Here is a 23,059-nt window from a genome sequence, read left to right on the forward strand (position 1 = left end):
CCCCTTAATATCACTGTATTAACAATAGCTAATTATAAGCTACGTTTAACTTCAATTGTTTCAAATACTTCGATTTGGTCACCAACGCGCACGTCATTGTAGTTCTTAACACCGATACCACATTCCATGCCGTTACGTACTTCTTGTACGTCATCTTTAAAGCGACGTAGTGACTCAAGCTCACCTTCGTAGATAACCACGTTATCACGTAGAACGCGAATTGGTGCGCTACGTTTAACTTGACCTTCGGTCACCATACAACCCGCAATTGCGCCAATCTTAGGTGACTTAAATACATCACGTACTTCAGCCAAACCAATGATTTCTTGCTTGAATTCTGGCGAAAGTAGACCAGACATGGCCGCTTTCACTTCATCAATCAAGTCATAGATAACGCTGTAGTAATGTAAGTCAACACTCTCGGCTTGGATCAAGCGACGTGCGGTTGCATCAGCACGTACGTTAAAGCCAAGAATGATAGCATTAGACGCGGCAGCTAACGAAGCATCTGTTTCGGTAATACCACCCACACCACGACCGATAATATTAACTTTAACTTCATCTGTAGATAGCTTAGTTAATGAATCAGAAATCGCTTCAAGTGAACCTTGAACGTCCGCTTTAAGTACCACGTTAAGCTCAGAAATTTCACCCGCTTCCATGTTGGTAAACATGTTTTCAAGCTTCGCTTTTTGCTGACGCGCTAGCTTAACATCACGGAACTTACCTTGACGGTATAGCGCTACTTCACGCGCTTTTTTCTCATCTTGTACTACGGTAGCTTCATCACCCGCACTCGGTACACCCGAAAGACCTAAAATCTCAACAGGAATAGAAGGACCAGCGACTTCAATTTCTTTACCGTTTTCATCACGCATCGCACGCACACGGCCATACTCTAGGCCACATAGCACAATATCACCGCGCTTAAGTTCACCTTGCTGTACTAAGATAGAAGCAACCGGACCACGCCCTTTATCAAGACGAGATTCAATCACGACACCCGAAGCAGGGCCAACAGGTGAAGCTTGTAAATCAAGTACTTCAGCTTGTAGCAAGATGGTTTCAAGTAGCTGATCGATGCCAGTACCCGCTTTAGCTGATACATGCACAAACATATTATCGCCACCCCATTCTTCTGAGATAACTTCATGTTGCGATAGCTCGGTCTTCACGCGATCGGGATCGGCAGCTTCTTTATCCATCTTGTTCACAGCAACAATCAGAGGTACATCAGCCGCTTTAGCATGCTGGATTGCCTCGATTGTTTGTGGCATTACACCATCATCAGCCGCCACAACAAGTACTACAATATCTGTTGCCTTAGCACCACGTGAACGCATAGCGGTAAACGCGGCGTGACCTGGAGTATCAAGGAAGGTGATCATGCCGCCTTCGGTATCTACATGGTAAGCACCGATATGCTGAGTAATACCACCGGCCTCGCCTTCAGCAACGGCTGCACGACGAATGTAGTCAAGTAATGATGTTTTACCATGGTCAACGTGACCCATAATGGTAACGACTGGCGCACGCGGAGCTAACTCTTTGTTACCTTGCGCTTCAGCCATTACTTGCTCTTCAAGCTCGTTTTCTTTGGTAAGAATAACTTTATGACCCATTTCTTCAGCTACTAACGCAGCAGTTTCTTGGTCAATCACTTGGTTAATGGTCGCCATCGCGCCCATTTTCATCATGGTCTTGATAACTTCAACGCCTTTAACTGCCATTTTGTTAGCTAGTTCAGCGACGCTGATGGTCTCACCAATTTTAACTTCACGTTCAACAGGTGCAGCAGGCTTTTGGAAACCATGTTGCATCGAAGTTGGCGCTTGCGGTTGCATGCGTTTACCGCGCTTGCCCTTAACCGGACGAGCAACTGGCTCTTCTTTGTCTTTACGTGGTTTTTTCTTACGACGACGACCTTGACCTTCTGCTTGAGAGTCAATCTTGTCTTCGGCAGCACGCGCAGCAAGCGAAGTTGTCACATGGTGATCCGCTTGCTCTTCTTCACGCTTACGTTTTTCTTCTTCTTCTTCCCAACGCTTAGCATTTTCTTCCGCTAAACGTTTGGCTTCTTGAGCTAGCGCTTCCGCTTCACGCTCTGCTTTTAATAAAGCAGCTTGCTCTGCTTTTTTCAGCAGTTCGGCTTCTTCTTTCGCTTTTGCTTGTTGCTCAGGCGTTAGTGTTTCGGCTTTCTTCGATTTCACTGGCTCTGCTTTTTTGGCTGCTGGCTTAGCTTCTTTATTCGATTCTGCTTTAGCCGCTGCTTCCGCCTTGGCTTTTGCTTCGGCCTCAGCTTTCGCTTTTGCTGCCGCAGCTGCTTTAGCTTCTGCTTCAGCCTTGGCTTTCGCTTCGGCTTCTGCTGCTAGACGCGCTTCTTCAGCTGCTCTTGCTTCTTCTTCCGCTGCGCTACGTTTAACGTAGGTGCGCTTTTTACGCACTTCAACTTGAACCGCTTTTTGCTTACCACCGGTACTCGCAACGTTTAGAGTCGTTTTGGTTTTACGCTGTAGCGTCATGCGACTTGGCTCAGCCTTACCACCATGTTGTTTTGATAGGTGATTAAGTAGTGCTTGCTTCTCGTCTTCGTTGACGTTGTCGCCACTTTTCTTATTTATGCCTGCATCAGCAAACTGTTGAACTAGACGATCAACCGGCGTACTAATTTCTTTGGCAAGGGTTTCGATACTTACTTCTGCCATTGGTATTATATCCTCCGCTGACCTAATTATGCTTCATCACTAAACCAACAAATATTACGGGCAGCCATAATTAGCTCGCCTGCTTTTTGTTCGCCTAGATCTTCGATTTCGCTGATATCATCAACACCTTGCTCGGCTAGATCTTCTAAGGTCACAATGCCTTTGCTTGCTAGCACATAAGCTAAATGCTCATCTAATCCTTCAAGGGCAAGCAGATCAGCTGCTGGCTCCGCGCCTTCAAGGTTCTCTTCATCAGCCAGTGCTTTTGTCGTCAGCACTCCTTTTGCGCGCTCACGAAGTTGGTCAACAATCTCTTCTGTTAAACCATCAATCTCCATAAGCTCATTTACTGGTACGTAAGCAATTTCTTCTAACGTACTAAAGCCTTCTTCTGCAAGTAGAGTTGCAAAATCATCATCAATATCTAGCTTATCTACAAATAAAGATATGACCTTATCTGTTTCAGCTTGATGTTTTTCTTGCAGTTCAGCCACTGTCATTACGTTTAGCTCCCAACCAGTTAGTTGTGACGCTAGACGTACGTTTTGACCATTACGGCCAATCGCTTGGGCTAGGTTGTCTGCTTCAACGGCGATGTCCATGCTGTTGGAATCTTCATCCACAACAATAGAAGCCACTTCCGCAGGTGCCATTGCATTAATCACGAATTGCGCTGGGTTATCATCCCATAACACGATATCAATACGCTCACCGCCTAATTCACTGGTGACGGCTTGAACACGCGCACCGCGCATCCCCACACAAGCGCCGATAGGATCAATGCGCTTATCATTGGTTTTCACCGCAATTTTAGCACGAGAGCCAGGATCGCGAGCCGCACCTTTAATCTCAATCATCTCTTCGCCAATCTCTGGCACTTCAAGACGGAACAGCTCAATAAGCATTTCTGGACGGCTACGGCTGACAAAAAGTTGTGCACCGCGTGCTTCTGGACGAACAGAAAACAGCAAACCACGTACACGGTCACCAGGGCGGAAGTTCTCACGTGGTAACATTTCGTCACGTAGGATCACCGCTTCAGCGTTATTGCCCAAATCCATCACTAAGGTGTCACGGCTAATTTTTTTCACCACACCCGTGATTAGCTCACCTTCTTGCTCTTTGTATTGTTCTACCACCATAGAGCGCTCAGCTTCACGTACTTTCTGTACGATCACTTGTTTAGCTGTCTGGGTAGTGATGCGGTCAAATTTAACCGACTCAATTTGGTCTTCTACGTAATCACCCACTTGAATGTCAGGGTTTTCAAACGCCGCTGCTTCGTATGTGATTTCGCTATAAGGATGCTCAACCCCAACTTCAGGATCAACCACTAACCAGCGACGGAAAGTGTCAAATTCACCGGTTTTACGGTCAATTTCTACACGTACTTCAATGTCACCTTCATATTTTTTCTTAGTTGCAGTCGCCAGTGCACTTTCTAGTGCCTGAAAAATCTTCTCACGAGGAACAGCTTTTTCATTAGATACGGCATCTACGACTAGTAAGATTTCTTTATTCATTCCTGATCGCCCCGTTAGTCAAATTTAGGAACTATGTTAGCTTTTTGGATGTTACTCATCGCAAATGTTTCTTCACGACCTTCCACTTCAATGGTAATAAGGTCATTTTGTGCTGCTTTGATAACACCTTTCCATTTTCTTCGATTGGTAATTGGCATACGCAGTTGAAGTTTCACTTCTTCGCCAATGAATTGCTGATAGTGTTCAACTTTAAATAATGGCCTTTCCATTCCAGCAGAAGAAACCTCAAGGGTATATTCAGTGGAAATAGGATCTTCTACATCTAAAATAGCACTGACCTGGTGACTGACTTCGGCGCAGTTATCCACGTAAATACCATTTTCATGATCGATATAAATGCGCAAAATGGAGTTTTTTCCTGCGCTATGAAATTCGATACCAAGTAACTCAAAGCCTAAATCATTAATACTTGGCTCTAACATTTCCGTTAATTTTTGTTCTAGACCAGCCAATTACGCCTCCTTCAGAAACAAAAAAAGGGCTTTATAGCCCATATATTTAGCCATTTAAAATGGCCAGATAATAAAAAACCCCGTAAACGGGGCCTTACACTTTCCACTGAATTAAGCTTGGCTTAAAACTATTGTTCTAAGTCGTTACTTAAAACAACCTCTCGTGATGAGAGTCATGAAAGTTGGTTGCGGGGGCCGGATTTGAACCAACGACCTTCGGGTTATGAGCCCGACGAGCTACCAGACTGCTCCACCCCGCGCCCGAAAACTGGCGAGATTATAGCGCTGTAAACAACACTATGCAATCAATTGAAACGAATTGATTGGGTAATATTGGTGCCGAGGGAGGGACTTGAACCCTCACGTCCTAACGGACACCAGCCCCTCAAGCTGGCGTGTCTACCAATTCCACCACCACGGCAAATATTTTATTGAGGAACGTCGCTCGCGTTATCACTTTCAACCGCTGGTACGTCAGAGTTAGGTTTAACTACTTCTTCTGCAACAGGAACTGAAAGATCATTCCACTCGTCACTTTCCTTAGTTTGGCCTGTAGATAAATTGCCTAAGACTAAGCTTAAAACAAAAAACGCAGTTGCAAGGATCGCCGTTGAACGCGTTAAAAAGTTACCTGAGCCAGAGGCACCGAAAACCGTCTGAGAAGCACCAGAACCAAAAGAGGCACCCATATCCGCACCTTTACCGTGTTGAATTAGTACTAATCCAACCAAGGCTAAAGACACTAAAAGATATATAACCAGTAATATCTCAAACATTTTCCATACCTATTAATTGCTTTTTATTTGTTAATGAAGGAAAACCCCTCATCAGAAGCGGCGCTGATAGTAACTAACCTAAGTCAAAATGACAAGGGTTTAATGCGAGAAATCCTGACAAAAATAGCGACTGCTTAAATAAGCAGCGCTATTAAATAAGGTTTAGAGATAACTGCTGAAAAATCTAGCTAACAAGCCTGAACAACTTGCTCAGCAATGGCTTGGGCGTATTGATTGATCGTGTCTTCGTGCTCACCTTCTACCATCACGCGAATTAAAGGCTCGGTACCCGATTTACGTAACAGCACTCGGCCTCGTTCACCTAATTCAGCTTCCACTCGCTCGACTTCAGCTTGCACTTTTTCATTGGCCAGAGGATTACCCGAACCCGTAAATTTAACATTGAGTAAAACCTGCGGAAACATTTGTAATCCCTTACGCGTATCATGCAAACTCAGTTGATGGCTACACATAGCCGCCAGCACTTGCAACGATGCGACTATGCCATCGCCAGTTGATACATGGTCAGCAAAGATAATATGCCCCGAATTTTCACCGCCTAGACGCCATTGTTTTTGAAGCATCTTTTCCATGACATAACGATCGCCGACATCGGCACGAATAAATGGAATTCCCAGTGTTTGAAACGCTATTTCAAGGCCGACATTGGACATTTTAGTGCCAACCACGCCGCCTTTTAAGCGGCCATGGCGCAGCTCATCTCGCGCCACGATATATAAAATCTCATCACCATCGACAACATAGCCGGTATGATCCACCATCATCACACGATCGCCATCGCCATCATAGGCAATACCTAAATCCGCCTGGGTTTCAACAACCTTAGCCGCTAGCGCTCGCGTATCGGTGGCACCGACATGTTTGTTAATGTTTAAACCATCGGGTTGACACCCAATCTCGATAACCTCGGCTCCCAATTCACGCAATACGTTCGGTGCAATGTGATACGTTGCGCCATGCGCACAGTCGACCACGATCTTTAATCCACGTAAATTGTATTTTGTAGGAAAGGTACTCTTACAAAATTCGATATAGCGCCCAGCTGCATCATTGATGCGCTTAGCCTTACCCAGCAAAGCGGAATCGACGCAAGTGATAGGCTTTTCAAGTTCAGCTTCGATTGCCAGCTCAATTTCATCTGCCAACTTAGTGCCATCTGCCGAAAAGAACTTAATGCCGTTATCATAAAAAGGGTTATGGGAAGCGCTTATCACTATCCCCGCTTCCGCGCGGAAGGTTCGCGTTAAATAGGCCACCGCAGGTGTCGGCATAGGCCCTAACAAAGAAGCGCTTAAGCCCGCGGCAGATAAACCTGCTTCGAGTGCCGACTCCAACATGTAGCCTGAAATGCGCGTGTCTTTACCTATTAGTACCGTCCTGGTACCTTGCTTAGCCAGCACTTTTCCTGCTGCCCAACCAAGTTTCAAAGCAAAATCTGGCGTAATCGGATATTCGCCAACCTTGCCTCGAATTCCGTCAGTGCCAAAATATTTTCTTGTCATTGTTGTCTGACCCCAACTTAATTTGAGTGTGTAGTAAGTGTTTATCCTCGAGATAAACTAACAGCCTGCACCGCTGCTGGTTTACCTTCAAGGGACGTAAAATGTAACAGGTCACAGCTTAGTATTGCAGGTAAATTTAACTAAGTGTTTAGCACCTGTTATTCGCTCTCAATGGTTTTTTGTAAAACCTTGAGCACATCTGAAGTTTGTTCAACATCATGCACTCGAATGATCTTGGCGCCTTGTTGCGCGCATAATAGCGCTCCAGCAAGGCTAGCAGCGAGACGCTGATCGACACTGCGTCCCAACCAATCACCAAACATCGACTTCCTTGACAATCCCGTTAAGAGCGGAAAATCCAGTGCTTTGAACTCGCTTAACCGCTGTAATAATTGATAATTATGGTCTAAAGATTTACCAAACCCAAAACCGGGATCTAAGATTATTTGACCAGATGAGATCCCCGCATAGGTACAGGCAGCTATACGCTGTTCAAAGAAGGCCATGATGTCGGTAACAACATCTTGATAGCTCGGCGCCGTTTGCATTGAGCGCGGCGCTCCTTGCATATGCATTAAACAAACCGGTACGTTTGCAGCGGCCGCCGCGGCGAGCGCCCCCTCTTGCTGCAGGGCACAAACATCATTGATCAAGTTTGCACCTGCTGCCACAGCCTCACGCATCACAGCGGCTTTACTGGTATCGATTGAAATCCAAACATCAAGATTTTGGCTAATTTTTTCTATCACTGGAATCGTGCGGCTTAATTCTTGCTCTAACCCCACCGGCTCTGCACCTGGGCGGGTTGATTCCCCGCCAATATCAATAATGCTCGCCCCTTGCTTAACCATTATCTCGGCTTGCTCGACGGCTGCATCTATCACCTGAAAGCGCCCGCCATCGGAAAACGAATCGGGCGTCACATTCAAAATCCCCATCACCTGCGGATGAGTCAAATCCAATTTTTTATTGCCACTTATCAGTTGCATGGCATGACCTCTGTGTTGCTTACATTAGCTGTAAAAACAAAAAACCCGAGTTTCCTCGGGCTTTTTCATTCAGTTAAAACCTTGATTACAACAAGGATGACTTGTCGTTGTCATTGCGGTCTTTTAGTTTCACCTCGTCCGAACGATTTTGCTCAGCACTGGTTTCAGCCTTAGACTCGGTTGAATCTGACTCGGTTGAATCCGACTCGGTTGCAGCCTTTGGCTCTTCACTGCTAGTCGACTCTGGTTTGCTTGAGTCCACAGACTCATCTTTCACCACACCGCTTTTAGTATCTTCAGCCCAATCAGCAGGTTGACGAACTGGGCGTCTTGCCATTAGATCATCAATTTGCTTAGCATCAATCGTTTCATACTTCATTAATGCATCTTTCATGGCGTGTAAGATATCCATGTTATCTTCCAAAATTTGACGAGCACGGTCGTAATTTCGGTCGATTAACAAACGGATTTCTTGGTCGATTAAACGCGCGGTTTCATCGGACATGTGTTTCACTTTCGCCGCGGTGCGACCAAGGAACACTTCGCCTTCTTCTTCAGCGTATAACAATGGACCCATTTTTTCAGATAGACCCCATTGCGTCACCATTTTACGAGCTAAGTCAGTGGCACGTTCGATGTCATTTGAAGCACCGGTAGATACTTTGTCCACACCATAGATGATTTCCTCTGCTAGACGACCACCGTACAAGCTAGAAATCATGCTTTCAAGATGTTGTTTGTTGTAGCTAACACGATCTTGCTCAGGTAAGTACATGGTGACACCTAAAGCGCGACCACGTGGAATAATACTGACCTTATAAACAGGATCATGCTCTGGCACCATACGGCCAACAATGGCGTGGCCCGCTTCATGGTAAGCTGTCGATTCTTTATCTTCTTCCGTCATGACCATAGACTTACGCTCAGCGCCCATCATGATCTTGTCTTTGGCTTTTTCAAACTCTTCCATCGACACAGTGCGACGGTTGCCACGCGCAGCAAATAGGGCTGCCTCGTTAACTAAGTTTGCTAAATCGGCACCCGAGAAGCCTGGCGTACCACGTGCGATTACCGCAGCGTTGACATCACCTTCTAGCGGTACTTTACGCATGTGAACCTTCAGGATTTGCTCACGACCACGTACATCGGGTAATCCAACTACTACTTGACGGTCAAAACGACCTGGACGCAGTAATGCTGGGTCTAATACATCAGGACGGTTAGTCGCAGCGATAACGATAATACCTTCGTTACCTTCAAAGCCGTCCATTTCAACCAGCATTTGGTTTAGTGTTTGCTCACGCTCATCGTGACCACCACCAAGACCGGCACCACGTTGACGGCCAACGGCATCAATTTCGTCGATAAAGATAATACAAGGAGCTGATTTTTTGGCTTGTTCAAACATGTCACGGACACGAGAAGCACCCACACCAACAAACATCTCAACAAAGTCAGAGCCTGAAATCGTGAAAAACGGAACTTTAGCTTCGCCAGCGATGGCCTTAGCTAATAACGTTTTACCTGTACCAGGAGGCCCCACCATTAACACACCCGTTGGGATTTTACCGCCCAACTTTTGGAAGCGAGATGGATCTTTTAGGTAGTCAACTAGCTCGGCAACATCTTCTTTTGCTTCATCACAGCCGGCAACGTCAGCAAAGGTTGTCTTAATTTGGTCTTCACCCATCAAACGGGCTTTACTTTTACCAAAAGACATTGCCCCTTTACCGCCACCGCCTTGCATTTGGCGCATGAAGAATACCCAAACACCGATCAATAGCAGCATTGGGAACCAAGAGATAAAGATGGACGTTAGCAAGCTTGGCTCTTCTGGCGGCTCACCCAACACTTTTACATTGTTGTTAATTAGATCGTTTAACAAATCTGGATCACGCGTCGGCATGTAAGTCACAAAACGATCACGGTTTGACTTAAGACCATTAATTTCTTGACCATTGATCCGGACTTCTTGAATCTGTCCCTGACTCACTTCTTTTACGAAGGTGGTGTAGTCCATTTGCTTACCGCCCGCATCGCTGGGGCTAAAGCTCTGGAACACCGACATCAATACAACGGCGATCACTAACCACAAGATTAGGTTTTTAGCCATATCGCTCAAGGTGCTACCTCTTCTTTAACAATTAAATACATACCAAGGTTACTACAGTTTGTAACCAGTAGCCACAATATAGACCTCTCGCGACCGTGCCCGAGATGAATCTGGTTTTCTTGTTTTTACAACATTAAATGCTGTGCGAACGGATTTGATGAAATCATCATACCCTTCGCCCATAAATACCTTTACGACGAAACTGCCATTTTTGGCCAAAACTTGGTGACACATATCTAAAGCTAGCTCAACCAAATACATCGCTCTTGGCTGATCAACCTGATTTGTGCCACTCATATTGGGCGCCATATCCGACAAAACCACATCAACTTTAGTATCGCCTATCCGCTCTAAAAGCGCGTTAAGAACCGCTTCTTCGCGAAAATCACCTTGTAAAAAATCAACACCGGCAATGGCATCCATAGGCAAAATGTCACAAGCAATCACTTGACCTTTATCACCTACTAGCTCAACACAACGATGCGACCAACTCCCCGGAGCCGCACCTAAATCCACCACGCTCATGCCCGGTTTAATGATTTTGTCTTTTTGGTTGATTTCGTCTAGCTTAAACACGGCTCTGGAACGAAGGCCCAAACGGTTAGCTTGTTGCACATAATGATCATTGACGTGCTCATCGAGCCATCGTTTTGAACTGGCTGACTTAGTGCTCTTCGCCATTGTTCATCCTCATTGAGCAGTTATTAGTATTAGCACAAAGATGAGGGTACAATAAGAACAATTCAACCCTTATTTAAAAGAAATATCCATGAATTTAACAAAAAAACAAAAACAATATCTTAAAGGTTTGGCCCATTCGCTAAAACCTGTTGTTCTGCTCGGTCAAAACGGATTGACAGAAGGTGTGATTGCAGAAATTGACAATAGCCTAAATATTCATGAACTGATCAAGGTAAAAGTAGCTACCGAAGATCGTGACACCAAGCGCTTGATTATCGATGCCATCGTGCGCGAAGTAAAAGCCGCCGAAGTGACCACCATAGGCCATACCTTAGTGCTATTTAGACCGACCGAAGACAAAAAAATTAGTTTGCCAAAAAAATAGCCGCTACATCACGGCCATCCAAGCACAAAAAAAGGAGCGTAAGCTCCTTTTTTAATGTCTACTCAATGGTTAGATTAAACGTATTCGACTTCTAATATCTCGAATTCAACCTCACCACCGGGTGTACGGATCAGCGCTATATCGTCCACTACCTTGCCAATTAGGCCACGAGCAATAGGGGAATTAATCGAAATTTGGTTCTTCTTAATATCGGCTTCATCATCACCTACGATACGATAAGTTACCTCGGCATCGGTTTCTGTATTTAGCATGGTAACCGTCGAGCCGAAAATGACCTTGCCGTGATTGGCGATTTTAGTCACATCGATGATTTGCGCATTAGATAGTTTGGCTTCAATTTCTTGAATTCGACCTTCACAGAAACCTTGCTCTTCACGTGCAGCATGATATTCAGCGTTCTCTTTTAAATCACCGTGTTCACGCGCTTCCGCAATGGCTTCAATAATTGCTGGACGTTTTACCGTTTTTAAGTGCTCCAATTCTTCACGAAGTAGCTCTGCACCGCGCGCAGTCATAGGAAATTGGTTCATAAATTCACAACCTGTTAAATTTTAGAAATGGAACTACCCGCAACGTATAGGTGCAGGGCATCAATCGGCGCATTGTAATATGAAACACATTAAGTTGCACCCGAAGGAAATAAAAAAGGGGATGAAGCAAACACTTTGTGGTACTGAAAACCCACTGATTGCAATATGAAACACGACCACGCGGCAACTTTTTTAGGCATAAAAAAAGGCCGTGTTAACACGGCCTTCGTGGGGTTAGCAAAGCAAGCTAGCTTACTTAGCAAGTACCCGCTGATGTAGCTCTTGCACTGAAGTCACTTTAGCACGGCTGTCAGCTGTGTGGCCGTGACAAGTTGCAAACGCACCGCTTAATGTCGTGGTGTAGTTTACTTTTTCACGCAGAGCCGCACGACGCAGTTGCTTAGAGTCTTCAATTGCTTGACGACCTTCAGTGGTGTTTACGATATAGGTGTATTCACCGTTCTTGATGCGGTCAAGAATGTGTGGACGACCTTCCGATACCTTATTAACTAGACGTGGATTAATACCCGCTTCGCCAAGTACAACCGCCGTACCATGGGTTGCATCTATGTCATAACCCAAAGCAATCAGCTCCGCAGCTAGCTTAGCTACTTTCTTCTTGTCCGAGTTACGAACTGACAACAACGCACGACCTGACTTAGGTACGTCCTTAATCGAGCCTAGCTCAGCCTTAGCATAAGCTTCAGCAAAGGTATCACCTACACCCATCACCTCACCGGTTGAGCGCATTTCTGGGCCCAAGATAGGGTCAACACCTGGGAATTTGTTAAATGGCAATACCACTTCTTTTACTGAGTAGTAAGGTGGGATCACTTCCTCGGTAAATCCTTGCTCAGCTAAGCTTTGACCAGCCATCACTCGCGCTGCCACTTTCGCTAGCGGTACACCCGTAGCTTTAGACACAAATGGCACGGTACGCGCAGCACGTGGGTTAACCTCAATCAGGTAAACTTCGTTGTCTTTAACCGCGAACTGAATGTTCATCAAGCCAACTACGCCTAACTCAAATGCAAGTTTACGCGCTTGTTCGCGCATAACATCTTGAATTTCAGGACTTAGCGAGTATGGCGGCAATGAACATGCTGAGTCACCAGAGTGAACACCGGCTTGCTCAATGTGCTCCATGATGCCACCGATAACGAAGTTCTCACCATCACAAATTGCATCAACATCAACCTCAACCGCATCATCAAGGAAACGGTCAAGCAGTACTGGCGATTCATTTGAAACCGACACAGCTTCATTGAAGTAACGACGTAAATCTTGCTCATCGTAGACGATTTCCATTGCACGACCGCCCAATACATACGATGGACGAACAACCAATGGATAGGTAATTTTTTCAGCGCAAGCAACCGCTGCTTCAACTGTGGTTACTGTAGCATTTTCAGGCTGCTTTAGGCCTAAACGCTCAACCGCTTTTTGGAAGCGCTCACGGTCTTCGGCGCGGTCAATCGCATCCGGAGAAGTACCAATAATAGGCACACCTGCAGCTTCTAATGCGCGAGCAAGTTTAAGTGGTGTTTGACCACCGTATTGAACAATCACACCCTTAGGTTTTTCGATACGTACAATTTCAAGTACATCTTCTAAGGTGATAGATTCAAAGTATAAACGGTCTGATGTGTCGTAGTCGGTAGAAACCGTTTCAGGGTTGCAGTTAACCATGATAGTTTCAAAACCGTCTTCACGAGCAGCGAGAGCAGCGTGAACACAACAGTAGTCAAATTCAATACCTTGACCGATACGGTTTGGACCACCACCGATAACCATAATTTTTTCGTTATCAGTTGGGTTCGCTTCACACTCTTCATCATACGTTGAGTACATGTAAGCTGTGCTGGTTGAGAATTCAGCCGCACAAGTATCAACGCGCTTGTAAACAGGGTGAATATCAAACTTATCCCGTAATTTGCGGATTTCAGACTCAGACACATCTAACAATTTAGCTAGTCGAGCATCAGCAAAACCTTTACGTTTAAGTGCGTATAAACGCGCTGCATCTAACGCCGAGAAACCGTCTTCAGCTAGACGTTGCTCTTCTTTAATTAGGTCTTCGATTTGAACCAAGAACCAAAGGTCAATCTTAGTTAGTTCAAAGATTTCTTCCATGGTCATGCCTAAACGGAAAGCATCACCTATGTACCAAATGCGCTCGGCACCGGCATCTTGAAGTTCATGTTTTACTTTTGCTAACGCTTCTGGATCTTGTGGGTCAACCACAGGATCAAAGCCCGTTGCGCCGACTTCTAGACCGCGCAGTGCTTTTTGCATTGACTCTTGCTGGTTACGACCAATCGCCATAACCTCACCTACCGACTTCATTTGAGTCGTTAGACGGTCATTGGCACCGGCAAACTTTTCAAAGTTAAAGCGTGGGATCTTAGTTACAACGTAATCGATTGCGGGTTCAAATGATGCAGGAGTTGCGCCACCTGTGATATCGTTTTGTAGCTCATCTAAAGTGAAGCCAACCGCCAATTTCGCGGCGATTTTTGCAATCGGGAAACCCGTTGCTTTAGAAGCAAGCGCAGATGAACGTGATACACGAGGGTTCATTTCAATGATGACCATACGGCCATCATCAGGGTTAATACCAAACTGTACGTTTGAACCACCTGTTTCAACACCGATTTCGCGTAGTACCGCGATCGATGCGTTACGCATCAACTGGTATTCTTTATCGGTTAGCGTCTGTGCTGGCGCTACCGTGATTGAGTCACCCGTGTGGATACCCATAGGGTCAAAGTTTTCGATAGAACACACGATAATACAGTTATCGTTTTTATCGCGAACCACTTCCATCTCATACTCTTTCCAACCGATAAGCGATTCATCGATAAGAAGTTCATGAGTCGGCGATAGCTCTAAACCATTTGAACAGATATCTTCAAATTCTTCTTTGTTGTATGCAATACCGCCACCGGTGCCACCCATGGTGAAAGATGGACGAATGATACAAGGGAAACCAACTTGGTCTAATACCGCGTAAGCCTCTTCCATGCTGTGCGCAATACCCGCACGTGGACACTCTAGGCCAATGCTCTTCATTGCCTTGTCAAAGCGGCTACGGTCTTCCGCTTTATCAATCGCATCCGCAGTTGCACCAATCATTTCAACGTTGAACTGCTTAAGTACGCCTTTGCTTTCTAGCTCAAGGGCACAGTTCAATGCAGTTTGGCCACCCATGGTAGGCAAAATCGCATCAGGACGTTCTTTTTCAATGATCTTGGCAACCACTTCCCAGTGAATCGGCTCGATGTAAGTTGCATCAGCCATTTCTGGATCGGTCATGATAGTAGCAGGGTTGGAGTTAACTAAGATGACACGGTAGCCTTCTTCGCGTAATGCTTTACACGCTTGCGCACCTGAATAGTCGAACTCACAAGCCTGGCCGATCACGATAGGACCGGCACCTATAATTAGTATACTTTTTATATCAGTACGTTTTGGCATCTGACTCTTTACCTTTTCAGTTACGCTTTATATTTTTCAATTAGTTCAATGAAATGATCAAACAACGGTGCTGCATCATGCGGACCCGGGCTAGCTTCAGGGTGACCTTGGAAGCTAAATGCAGGCTTATCTGTGCGATGAATACCTTGTAATGAACCATCAAACAACGAGTTGTGAGTAGCACGTAAGTTATCTGGTAAGGTGTTCTCATCAACCGCGAAACCGTGGTTTTGGCTGGTGATCATGACCACGTTACGATCTTGGTCTTTTACCGGGTGGTTAGCACCATGGTGACCGAACTTCATTTTTATTGTTTTTGCACCACTGGCTAACGCCAGCAGCTGATGACCAAGACAGATACCAAATACTGGGATCTCGGTGGTCAAAATTTCTTTGATGGCTTCAATAGCATAAGTACAAGGCTCTGGGTCGCCAGGGCCATTTGATAAAAAGATACCATCGGGATTAAGGGCAAGCACATCTTTTGCTGGCGTTTTAGCAGGAACCACAGTTAAACGACAACCGCGATCTACCAACATACGCAAAATATTTGCTTTGGCACCAAAATCATAAGCAACAACATGAAAACGGCTGTCTGTTGCATCAGCAGGTAAACCACCAGTTAAGGTCCAGCTACCTTGTTTCCATTCATGCACAGCATCGCAAGTGACTTCTTTCGCTAAATCCATACCTTTAAGGCCAGGAAACGCTTTAGCTTGAGCCAGTGCAGCGGCTTCATCTAGATTCTCGCCCGCAACAATACAACCTGCTTGCGCCCCTTTTTCACGTAAGATACGAGTCAGCTTACGAGTATCAATATCAGCAATACCGACAACACCACGCTGCTTTAAGTATTCACTTAAGCTGGCTTGGTTGCGGAAGTTGCTAGCAAGTAGAGGTAAATCTCGGATCACTAAGCCACAGGCATGGATTTGAGAGGATTCTTCATCTTCATCATTAGTACCGGTGTTACCAATGTGAGGGTAAGTCAGAGTGACGATTTGGCGAGCGTAAGAAGGATCTGTCAGGATTTCTTGATAGCCCGTCATCGAAGTATTAAACACAACCTCACCCACTGAGCTACCTTCGGCGCCGATAGACACGCCCTTAAATACTGTCCCATCTTCTAGGACCAGTATGGCGGAATTACTCAAGATGACCTCCATAAAAACAAAAAAACAATAAAAACAAAAACTTATTCAATTAACAAAAAAGCATTTTTAGTGAACTTGATTGCTATTGACAAAATTTGGCAAATTGCGCGCATTTTACAGACTTATGGCTCTGATGGCTATTGAAATTTAAGCTTATTTACACAATGCTAAATGATAGCTGATTTGCAGACAAATAATCTAAATAACAGCAAAAATATGGGACTAAGGCCAATCAATTGACTACTTTGCACTCACAACAAGCAATTTTTTAACGAATTTAAATTCTAATTTAGTGAATTTTTATGCAAAGCTATACGGTGAGCACTTTTACAAAAGTATGATTTATTAAGCTTAGAGGTCATTAATTCGCTGAAACCCCTATTTTTCACAACTTACTCAAGTTGATCGTGCCTAGCAAATATCGCAGACAATAAAAAAGGCGCGTAATGCGCCTTTATCTCAAGCATGGTCACTTGATCATTAAGAAAACAGTTCAATCAAAGTTAATGACATAGGTAAAGTTGGAATACCTAGCGCCAGAATAAAGCCGATAAAATATTTTACGTTATACACTTCTTTAAAATCATGATTGCTCATTACTGCTCTCCCTGAATTAACTTTGATCTAGATCAATTTTGAGCGCGCATCATACCCAAAAATAATCGGCATGAAAACCAGCAAGGACCAGAGTTCACAAATTTATTAACTTTCCTTGCAAACTTTTCAGTTAGAGCTAGCGCGCAAAAAACAAACATAAATGAAACAAACTATTTACAACCATGGCATTAGTATCGAAAATACTGATTCGGCTCGTTAATGCATGACAAGTCGAGGCTGTGGCTAGCCACCCAGTCTGATGGTATTTATATAAATCACTTTCTCAATTTACCGTAACTAAAGGATATAGTTATGAAATTTAACAAAGGGATGCTAAGCGCATCTATCATTGCTGCCGCTGGCGCAATGCTTTCACCCGCCACCGTATTTGCTCACGGTAGTATGGAAAAACCACTTAGCCGCGTTTATAACTGTGCTCAAGGTGACATTGAAAACCTGCAAGATGAAGCCTGTTTAGCTGCTTCCAAAGTCAGCGGAAAGTCGACTTTTTATGATTGGAGCGGCGTTGCTCAAGGTGGCGCGAATAGTGATCACTTAGCGGTTGTACCTGACGGTAAACTTTGTAGTGGCGGTAACAGCTACTACGACGGTCTTGATTTAGTCCGTGACGATTGGACCGCAACACCTATATATGCCGATGAAAACGGTAATTACGAATTTATCTTTAATGGTGAGCCTGCTCCTCATCGTACTAAAGATTGGATCTTTTATGTCACCAAACCCGGCTACAACCCGCTTGAGCCATTAAAATGGAGCGATTTAGAAGAGTTTTGTCGTCTGGGTGGTGAAGTGCCACTTGAGCCAAACAAACGTTACAAGATGACTTGTCCACTGCCTGATCGCGAAGGTAAACACGTTATCTATAATGTATGGCAACGTGCAGATAGCCCTGAAGCGTTTTACACCTGTATCGACGTTGACTTTGTACAACCGATCCAAGGTTGGCAAAACAAAGGTCACCTAACCGCAAATACCAACCTTGAAGCTGGCGATTATGTGTTATTCCGTCTGTTTGACGAGAATTACAGTGACGCCGAAACCATTCGTGTTGATATCACTGCAGCCAATACCGCTGCTGATCAATGGGCTTATGATCTAGCCGTTGCTATCAACACCCAATCACAGCTTGCTAAAGTCGGTGTTGCTGACGCAAATGGTAATATTGAGCCAGTAATGGGTGCTGCGAAGAACAGCATCTACATTATTGAAGGCCGTAACCTGTCGTTCAAAATCGACAAGCGTAAAGGCGGTGAGCCAACAGCGAATTCATGGGAAGCTCAACTTGCCTATGAAAAAGGCAGCATCGTCGGCCACAAAGGTAAAAACTGGCGTGCTAAATGGTGGAACAAAGGTGAAGAGCCAGGAACAGCACAATGGGGTCCATGGGAAGAAGTTGCAGGTGTTGAACCGACTCCAGCTCCAACAGCTGAGCCTACGCCAGTACCAACAGCTGAGCCAACACCAGTGCCAACTGCTGAGCCAACACCAGTACCAACTGCTGAGCCAACACCAGTGCCAACTGCTGAGCCAACACCAGTGCCGACTGCTGAGCCAACACCAGTGCCAACTGCTGAGCCAACACCAGTACCGACAGCTGAGCCAACGCCAGCTCCAGGTATCCCTGCTTGGGATGCCAACACGGTTTATACCGGTGGTAAGCGTGTATCACACCAAGGCGCAACATACGAAGCTAAATGGTGGACCCGTGGTGATGAGCCAGGTAAAGGCGGCCAATGGGGCGTTTGGAAAAAGCTATAATGCGTTAAGCTAACTAAACGTAGCAATTACAAGCCCTGCAATGCAGGGCTTTTTTGTGCCGCACACTAAATTTTGCGCAAAAAAAAGCCTAGCAAAGCTAGGCCTTTATTATTCAACCAGATCCATTAAGCAACGATATCAAGTAGCTCTACTTCAAATACAAGAGCAGAGAAAGGTGCGATGGCATTACCTGCGCCACGCTCACCGTATGCTAGGTTATGCGGAATGTATAACTTGTACTTAGAGCCAACAGGCATAAGTTGTAGTGCTTCAGTCCAACCTGCAATCACGCCGCCTACTGGGAATTCAGCTGGCTCACCGCGTTGTACCGAACTGTCAAATACAGTACCGTCGGTTAATTCACCGTGGTAATGAGTACGTACTGTTGAGTCAGCCGTTGGTTTTTCACCTTCACCTTGAGTGATGATTTCGTACTGTAGACCTGATGCAGTCACTACAACACCTTCACGCTTCGCATTTTCAGCAAGGAACGCTTCGCCTTCAGCGGCTAACACTTTAGCTTGCTCAGCTTGTTTAGCTTGAATTTGTGCAGCGATCACTTGGAAAGCTTGGTGAAGTTCTGACTCTTCAACTTGACTTGCTTGGCCAGCAAACGCATCTGCTAAACCTTCTTGAACCGCTGTAATAACTAAACCATCAAATGGATTAGCTGCAAGTTGTTCACCTAATTGACGACCTACACCGTAGCTTACTTTTGCTTCAGTTGAAGCGAATTTGTTGTCTGACATTATCTGTTCCAGATTGACTTAAAAAAGGTATCCTACCAAATCCCTCACCTTATTTCGAGCGGCACAGCCAAGACCTGGCAGGCTAACTGAATCCAAATGCTAAGACGAGTCGTCAAGACTAATGGCTAAAACTCATAATCAAGACTAATTGATTAAAACTGATAGTTAGCACTTATAGTCAGCACGACCTAACGCTTGTCGCAGCGCTTGAATATTTTCAGCCCCCGTAATAGACAAAGCAAAATCATCCATATCGCCCATAGTCGCCGCATTTGAATTTAAAATCATATGGCTAGGGCGTGTTGTTTTACCAGAAAGATGTATCTCGCTCGCCCCCGTTTGGCGCACGATATCAACCACATTTTGATGATTAACACCTGCCCCTGGCATAATCGACAAACGGTCGCCCGCTTGCTTTACCATACGCTGGATAACACTGGCCCCAGCTAACGCATTGGCAGCTTGGCCCGAGGTAAGCACTCGCTCGCACCCCGCTTCAATAATAGTTTCCAGAGCAGCCTGATAATCACTGGCCAAATCGATAGCGCGATGGAAAGTCACGCCCAGTTGTCCCGCTTCTTGCATCAAGGCTTTTAGCACTTGGCGATCAATATTGGCTTGCTTGTCTAACACGCCAAAAACCACGCCTTGTGCCCCCGCTACACGAGCGTGGTAAATGTCTTTAAGCATGATTTCCACCTCATATTCGCTGTAGTAAAAGTCACCATTGCGAGGGCGTATCATCACATAAATAGGAATAGAGGCATATTTTACTGCCTGTTCAATAAAGCCTGCATTGGGAGTGATTCCCCCTAAGGCCAGCGCACCACAGAGCTCAATACGATCAGCTCCAGCACGCTCGGCAATTTGCAACGACTCAAAATTATCAACACACACTTCTACTTTCATCGTTCAACCATATCAAAAGAAAAAGAAAAGGAGCCCAATGGCTCCTGTTAAAGGTCGACTTTCCGTATCGGTTGCTCCAGCTTAGCCTAACAGGTTAATTTTACCTGTGCGCTGTCGCAAAAATTCAGTTACATAAAACAAAATTAATTTATACCCAATCAATCGATAATGGCCTGCGACGAATTTTTGCCCAGCTATTAAACCTCAATTCTGGTTATTAAACGAAAACTGAGCCGAATGGCGCAAGGCCAATTCGACCACCTCGTTTACTTACGGTAATTTAAAAGCGCCGCACCGCGAACGCCACCTGCCCCGCCAAATTTCGCTTGGCACAACTTAGGTAATTTCACATTCGGGATAAGTTTTGCAGGTAAACGTTTTTCTAATTCAGGATAGATTTCCTCAAATGCTGCCAAACCGCCACCAAATACAATAGCCTCAGGATCAAGCACCATAATTGAGGTTGATAAGCCCGCCGCTAGCACTTCAAGGTAAATGTCTACTGCTTTACAAGCAACTTCATCACCATTGCGGTAACGCTCTAGAATTTCAGGGCCCTTGGCCGGTTGGTCAGCAAAGTGATTGTAAATATTGCCAAGGCCCGTACCAGAAGCATAAGTTTCAAATGAACCTGCATGGCCTAACCCACTGATAAAGAGCGGTAAATCAGGATATTTTTGAGTCATTGTGGCAGGAATACAATAATGACCAATTTCACCAGCAAAGAAGTTTAAGCCATTAACCACATCGCCATTAACAAACAAGGCACCGCCTACGCCGGTGCCTAAGGTGACACCTAACACGTTTTTACAACCATCTGCCGCGCCGCCATAACATTCAGAGATAAGGAAACAGTTGGCATCGTTTTGCACCGCAACACGGCGATCAATTAGCTTCTCTAAATCTTGGCGTAAAGGTTTGCCATTCATACCCGGTAAATTTGCACAGATTAGCGTATCGTCATCGGTATTGATTGCACCAGGAAAACCGATCCCCACCATGCCACGACAGCCATATTCTTTGTCCGCTTGTTTAACCATGTCGGCAAAGATTTGCAAAAACGCTTGATAATCATCTGCGGGTGTTGCCACACGTTGATTTGAAAGTAAGTTTAATTGTTGATCATAGACTGAAAACTCAATCTTAGTTCCGCCTAAGTCAAATCCGTATAACATACATCGCTCCTGATTCTTAAATAATGCTACTGGCATTGCTATTGCCAAATTAACCGGCGAAATGGACGCCATCGTTGAGGCGATAAGTCAGCCTCATTACTGCGCTAGCCGTAAGGGTTTAGATAAAGCAATGACCAAAATTAGAGCCATTGTATTTATCTCAAGATAAAAAAAAGTGACTTACGCCAATTTAAGGTCGAAAAAGTCAGAATTGTTGTCAAATTACGCAAATTTGCAAACTATTTATACAACATTAGCCAAATCTGAAAAAAACCAACAAAACACGGTGATTTTAGCAAGCTATGAAAAAAAGTGCAGCGCAAAAAAAATGCCACATAATGTGGCATTTTAGGGTGATCCGTAACTATTTCGTCAGATCATCAAAGAACTTTTTCACCCCAGCAAAAAAGCCTTCTTCTTTTGGCTTGTGTTTATTGCCTTGTGAGCCTTTTAACGTCTCATTGAATTGCAATAATAAGTCTTTTTGCTTGTCGGATAGCTTGATCGGCGTTTCAACATAGGCTTTACAAAGTAAGTCACCTACCGCACCACCACGTACCGACTTCACACCTTTACCACGCATACGGAACATCTTGCCCGTTTGTGTTTCCGGTGGAATTTTAAGTTTTACACGACCGTCTAAGGTAGGCACTTCAATTTCGCCGCCTAATGCCGCTTCAACAAAGCCTATCGGAACTTCACAGTACAAGTTACTGCCGTCACGAACAAAAATCTCATGCTCTTTAACATGCACCTGCACATATAAATCGCCTGCTGGCGCGCCGTTTTCACCCGCTTCACCTTCGCCTGACAAACGAATACGATCGCCGGTATCAACGCCAGCTGGGATCTTAACCGACAAGGTTTTAGTGCGCTCATAGCGACCTTCACCATGACACTTGCTACAAGGGTCTTTGATGATTTTACCTTTACCACGACACGTAGGACAGGCTTGTTGCACGGCAAAAAAGCCTTGGCGCATTTGCACTTGGCCTTGACCATGACAGGTACCACAAGTACTTGCCTGAGTGCCCGCTTTCGCACCTGAGCCATTACATTGCTCACAGTGTACTAAGCTAGGAATTTTAATCTCTTTGGAAATACCTCTTACCGCTTCTTCAAGGGTAAGTTCCATATTATAGCGTAGGTCAGAGCCGCGTTGCGGGCGCTGTGGGCCACCGCGACGACCACCGCCACCGAAAATATCACCAAAAACATCACCAAAAATATCACCGAAATCTTGGTGACCACCACCGCCGCCGCGATTTGGATCCACGCCAGCATGGCCAAATTGATCGTAAGCCGCCTTTTTCTGGGCGTCACTAAGTACTTCGTAGGCTTCTTTAACCTCTTTAAACTTAGCTTCTAACTCTTTATCACCTTTGGTTCGGTCAGGGTGATACTTCATCGCCAGACGCTTGTAGGCTTTTTTTACGTCCTTTTCACCAGCCCCTTTGTCTAGGCCAAGCACTTCATAATAATCGCGTTTTGACATGATTC

Annotated in this window: 17 protein-coding genes and 2 tRNA genes; 2 read left to right on the forward strand and 17 right to left on the reverse strand. The window is 45.1% G+C overall.

Going from position 1 to position 23,059, the window contains the following annotated elements; translation table 11 throughout:
* Window positions 1-32: 32 nt before the first annotated feature.
* The 10 genes from infB to rlmE form a co-directional block, all read right to left on the reverse strand.
* Window positions 33-2,705 (reverse strand): translation initiation factor IF-2, encoded by a 2,673-nt coding sequence (infB, locus tag ACK8OT_RS12835; RefSeq protein WP_410196915.1) that lies wholly within the window; start codon window positions 2,703-2,705, stop codon window positions 33-35.
* Between the two features lie 26 nt (window positions 2,706-2,731).
* The gene (gene nusA / locus ACK8OT_RS12840) at window positions 2,732-4,228 is read right to left on the reverse strand and encodes a transcription termination factor NusA (RefSeq protein ID WP_410196916.1); all 1,497 of its coding nucleotides are present in this window, start codon (window positions 4,226-4,228) and stop codon (window positions 2,732-2,734) included.
* 14 nt (window positions 4,229-4,242) lie between these two features.
* Window positions 4,243-4,701, reverse strand: a complete 459-nt coding sequence (gene rimP, locus ACK8OT_RS12845) for a ribosome maturation factor RimP (RefSeq protein ID WP_410196917.1) — start codon at window positions 4,699-4,701, stop codon at window positions 4,243-4,245.
* Between the two features lie 183 nt (window positions 4,702-4,884).
* Window positions 4,885-4,961, reverse strand: a tRNA-Met gene (locus ACK8OT_RS12850).
* A gap of 74 nt (window positions 4,962-5,035) precedes the next feature.
* Window positions 5,036-5,122 (reverse strand) — tRNA-Leu (locus ACK8OT_RS12855).
* A 7-nt stretch (window positions 5,123-5,129) separates the two neighbouring features.
* Window positions 5,130-5,477, reverse strand: a complete 348-nt coding sequence (gene secG / locus ACK8OT_RS12860) for a preprotein translocase subunit SecG (protein WP_410196918.1) — start codon at window positions 5,475-5,477, stop codon at window positions 5,130-5,132.
* Window positions 5,478-5,665: 188 nt separating this feature from the next.
* Entirely contained in the window at window positions 5,666-7,000 is a 1,335-nt protein-coding gene (gene glmM, locus ACK8OT_RS12865; RefSeq protein ID WP_410196919.1) for a phosphoglucosamine mutase, read from the reverse strand.
* 158 nt (window positions 7,001-7,158) lie between these two features.
* Window positions 7,159-7,989 carry a dihydropteroate synthase gene (gene folP / locus ACK8OT_RS12870; protein ID WP_410196920.1) on the reverse strand — a complete coding sequence of 277 codons (831 nt, stop codon included), beginning with the start codon at window positions 7,987-7,989 and terminating at the stop codon, window positions 7,159-7,161.
* Window positions 7,990-8,074: 85 nt separating this feature from the next.
* Window positions 8,075-10,102, reverse strand: a complete 2,028-nt coding sequence (gene ftsH / locus ACK8OT_RS12875) for an ATP-dependent zinc metalloprotease FtsH (RefSeq protein ID WP_410196921.1) — start codon at window positions 10,100-10,102, stop codon at window positions 8,075-8,077.
* Between the two features lie 51 nt (window positions 10,103-10,153).
* Window positions 10,154-10,783 (reverse strand): 23S rRNA (uridine(2552)-2'-O)-methyltransferase RlmE, encoded by a 630-nt coding sequence (rlmE, locus tag ACK8OT_RS12880; protein WP_410196922.1) that lies wholly within the window; start codon window positions 10,781-10,783, stop codon window positions 10,154-10,156.
* Window positions 10,784-10,871: 88 nt separating this feature from the next.
* Between rlmE and yhbY the strand changes: the two genes are divergently transcribed.
* Complete coding sequence (gene yhbY / locus ACK8OT_RS12885) at window positions 10,872-11,168, forward strand: ribosome assembly RNA-binding protein YhbY (protein ID WP_410196923.1); 297 nt, start codon at window positions 10,872-10,874, stop codon at window positions 11,166-11,168.
* Window positions 11,169-11,242: 74 nt separating this feature from the next.
* On the opposite strand, the gene greA is transcribed toward yhbY, so the two are convergent.
* From greA to carA, 3 genes are all read right to left on the reverse strand, one after another.
* Window positions 11,243-11,719 carry a transcription elongation factor GreA gene (greA, locus tag ACK8OT_RS12890; protein ID WP_410196924.1) on the reverse strand — a complete coding sequence of 159 codons (477 nt, stop codon included), beginning with the start codon at window positions 11,717-11,719 and terminating at the stop codon, window positions 11,243-11,245.
* A 252-nt stretch (window positions 11,720-11,971) separates the two neighbouring features.
* Entirely contained in the window at window positions 11,972-15,196 is a 3,225-nt protein-coding gene (gene carB, locus ACK8OT_RS12895) for a carbamoyl-phosphate synthase large subunit (protein ID WP_410196925.1), read from the reverse strand.
* A gap of 20 nt (window positions 15,197-15,216) precedes the next feature.
* Window positions 15,217-16,362 (reverse strand): glutamine-hydrolyzing carbamoyl-phosphate synthase small subunit, encoded by a 1,146-nt coding sequence (carA, locus tag ACK8OT_RS12900; protein WP_410196926.1) that lies wholly within the window; start codon window positions 16,360-16,362, stop codon window positions 15,217-15,219.
* Window positions 16,363-17,259: 897 nt separating this feature from the next.
* On the opposite strand from carA, the gene ACK8OT_RS12905 reads away from it, so the two are divergent.
* Window positions 17,260-18,726, forward strand: a complete 1,467-nt coding sequence (locus tag ACK8OT_RS12905; protein WP_410196927.1) for a lytic polysaccharide monooxygenase — start codon at window positions 17,260-17,262, stop codon at window positions 18,724-18,726.
* Window positions 18,727-18,851: 125 nt separating this feature from the next.
* Here the strand turns inward: ACK8OT_RS12905 and bamJ are convergent, their stop codons facing one another.
* The 4 genes from bamJ to dnaJ all read right to left on the reverse strand — a co-directional run bounded on the left by bamJ (window position 18,852) and on the right by dnaJ (window position 23,054).
* Window positions 18,852-19,475 carry a BamJ family beta-barrel-assembly machinery protein gene (bamJ, locus tag ACK8OT_RS12910; protein ID WP_410196928.1) on the reverse strand — a complete coding sequence of 208 codons (624 nt, stop codon included), beginning with the start codon at window positions 19,473-19,475 and terminating at the stop codon, window positions 18,852-18,854.
* 165 nt (window positions 19,476-19,640) lie between these two features.
* Window positions 19,641-20,384 (reverse strand): copper homeostasis protein CutC, encoded by a 744-nt coding sequence (locus ACK8OT_RS12915; protein ID WP_410196929.1) that lies wholly within the window; start codon window positions 20,382-20,384, stop codon window positions 19,641-19,643.
* Window positions 20,385-20,650: 266 nt separating this feature from the next.
* The gene (locus ACK8OT_RS12920) at window positions 20,651-21,559 is read right to left on the reverse strand and encodes an ROK family protein (protein ID WP_410196930.1); all 909 of its coding nucleotides are present in this window, start codon (window positions 21,557-21,559) and stop codon (window positions 20,651-20,653) included.
* A gap of 364 nt (window positions 21,560-21,923) precedes the next feature.
* Window positions 21,924-23,054: a molecular chaperone DnaJ gene (dnaJ, locus tag ACK8OT_RS12925; RefSeq protein ID WP_410196931.1), complete on the reverse strand. Its 1,131-nt coding sequence runs from the start codon at window positions 23,052-23,054 to the stop codon at window positions 21,924-21,926.
* Window positions 23,055-23,059: the final 5 nt, after the last annotated feature.

Source organism: Motilimonas thetidivivens (assembly GCF_046452435.1).
In the GTDB taxonomy this organism is placed as follows: domain Bacteria; phylum Pseudomonadota; class Gammaproteobacteria; order Enterobacterales; family CBDFNC01; genus Motilimonas.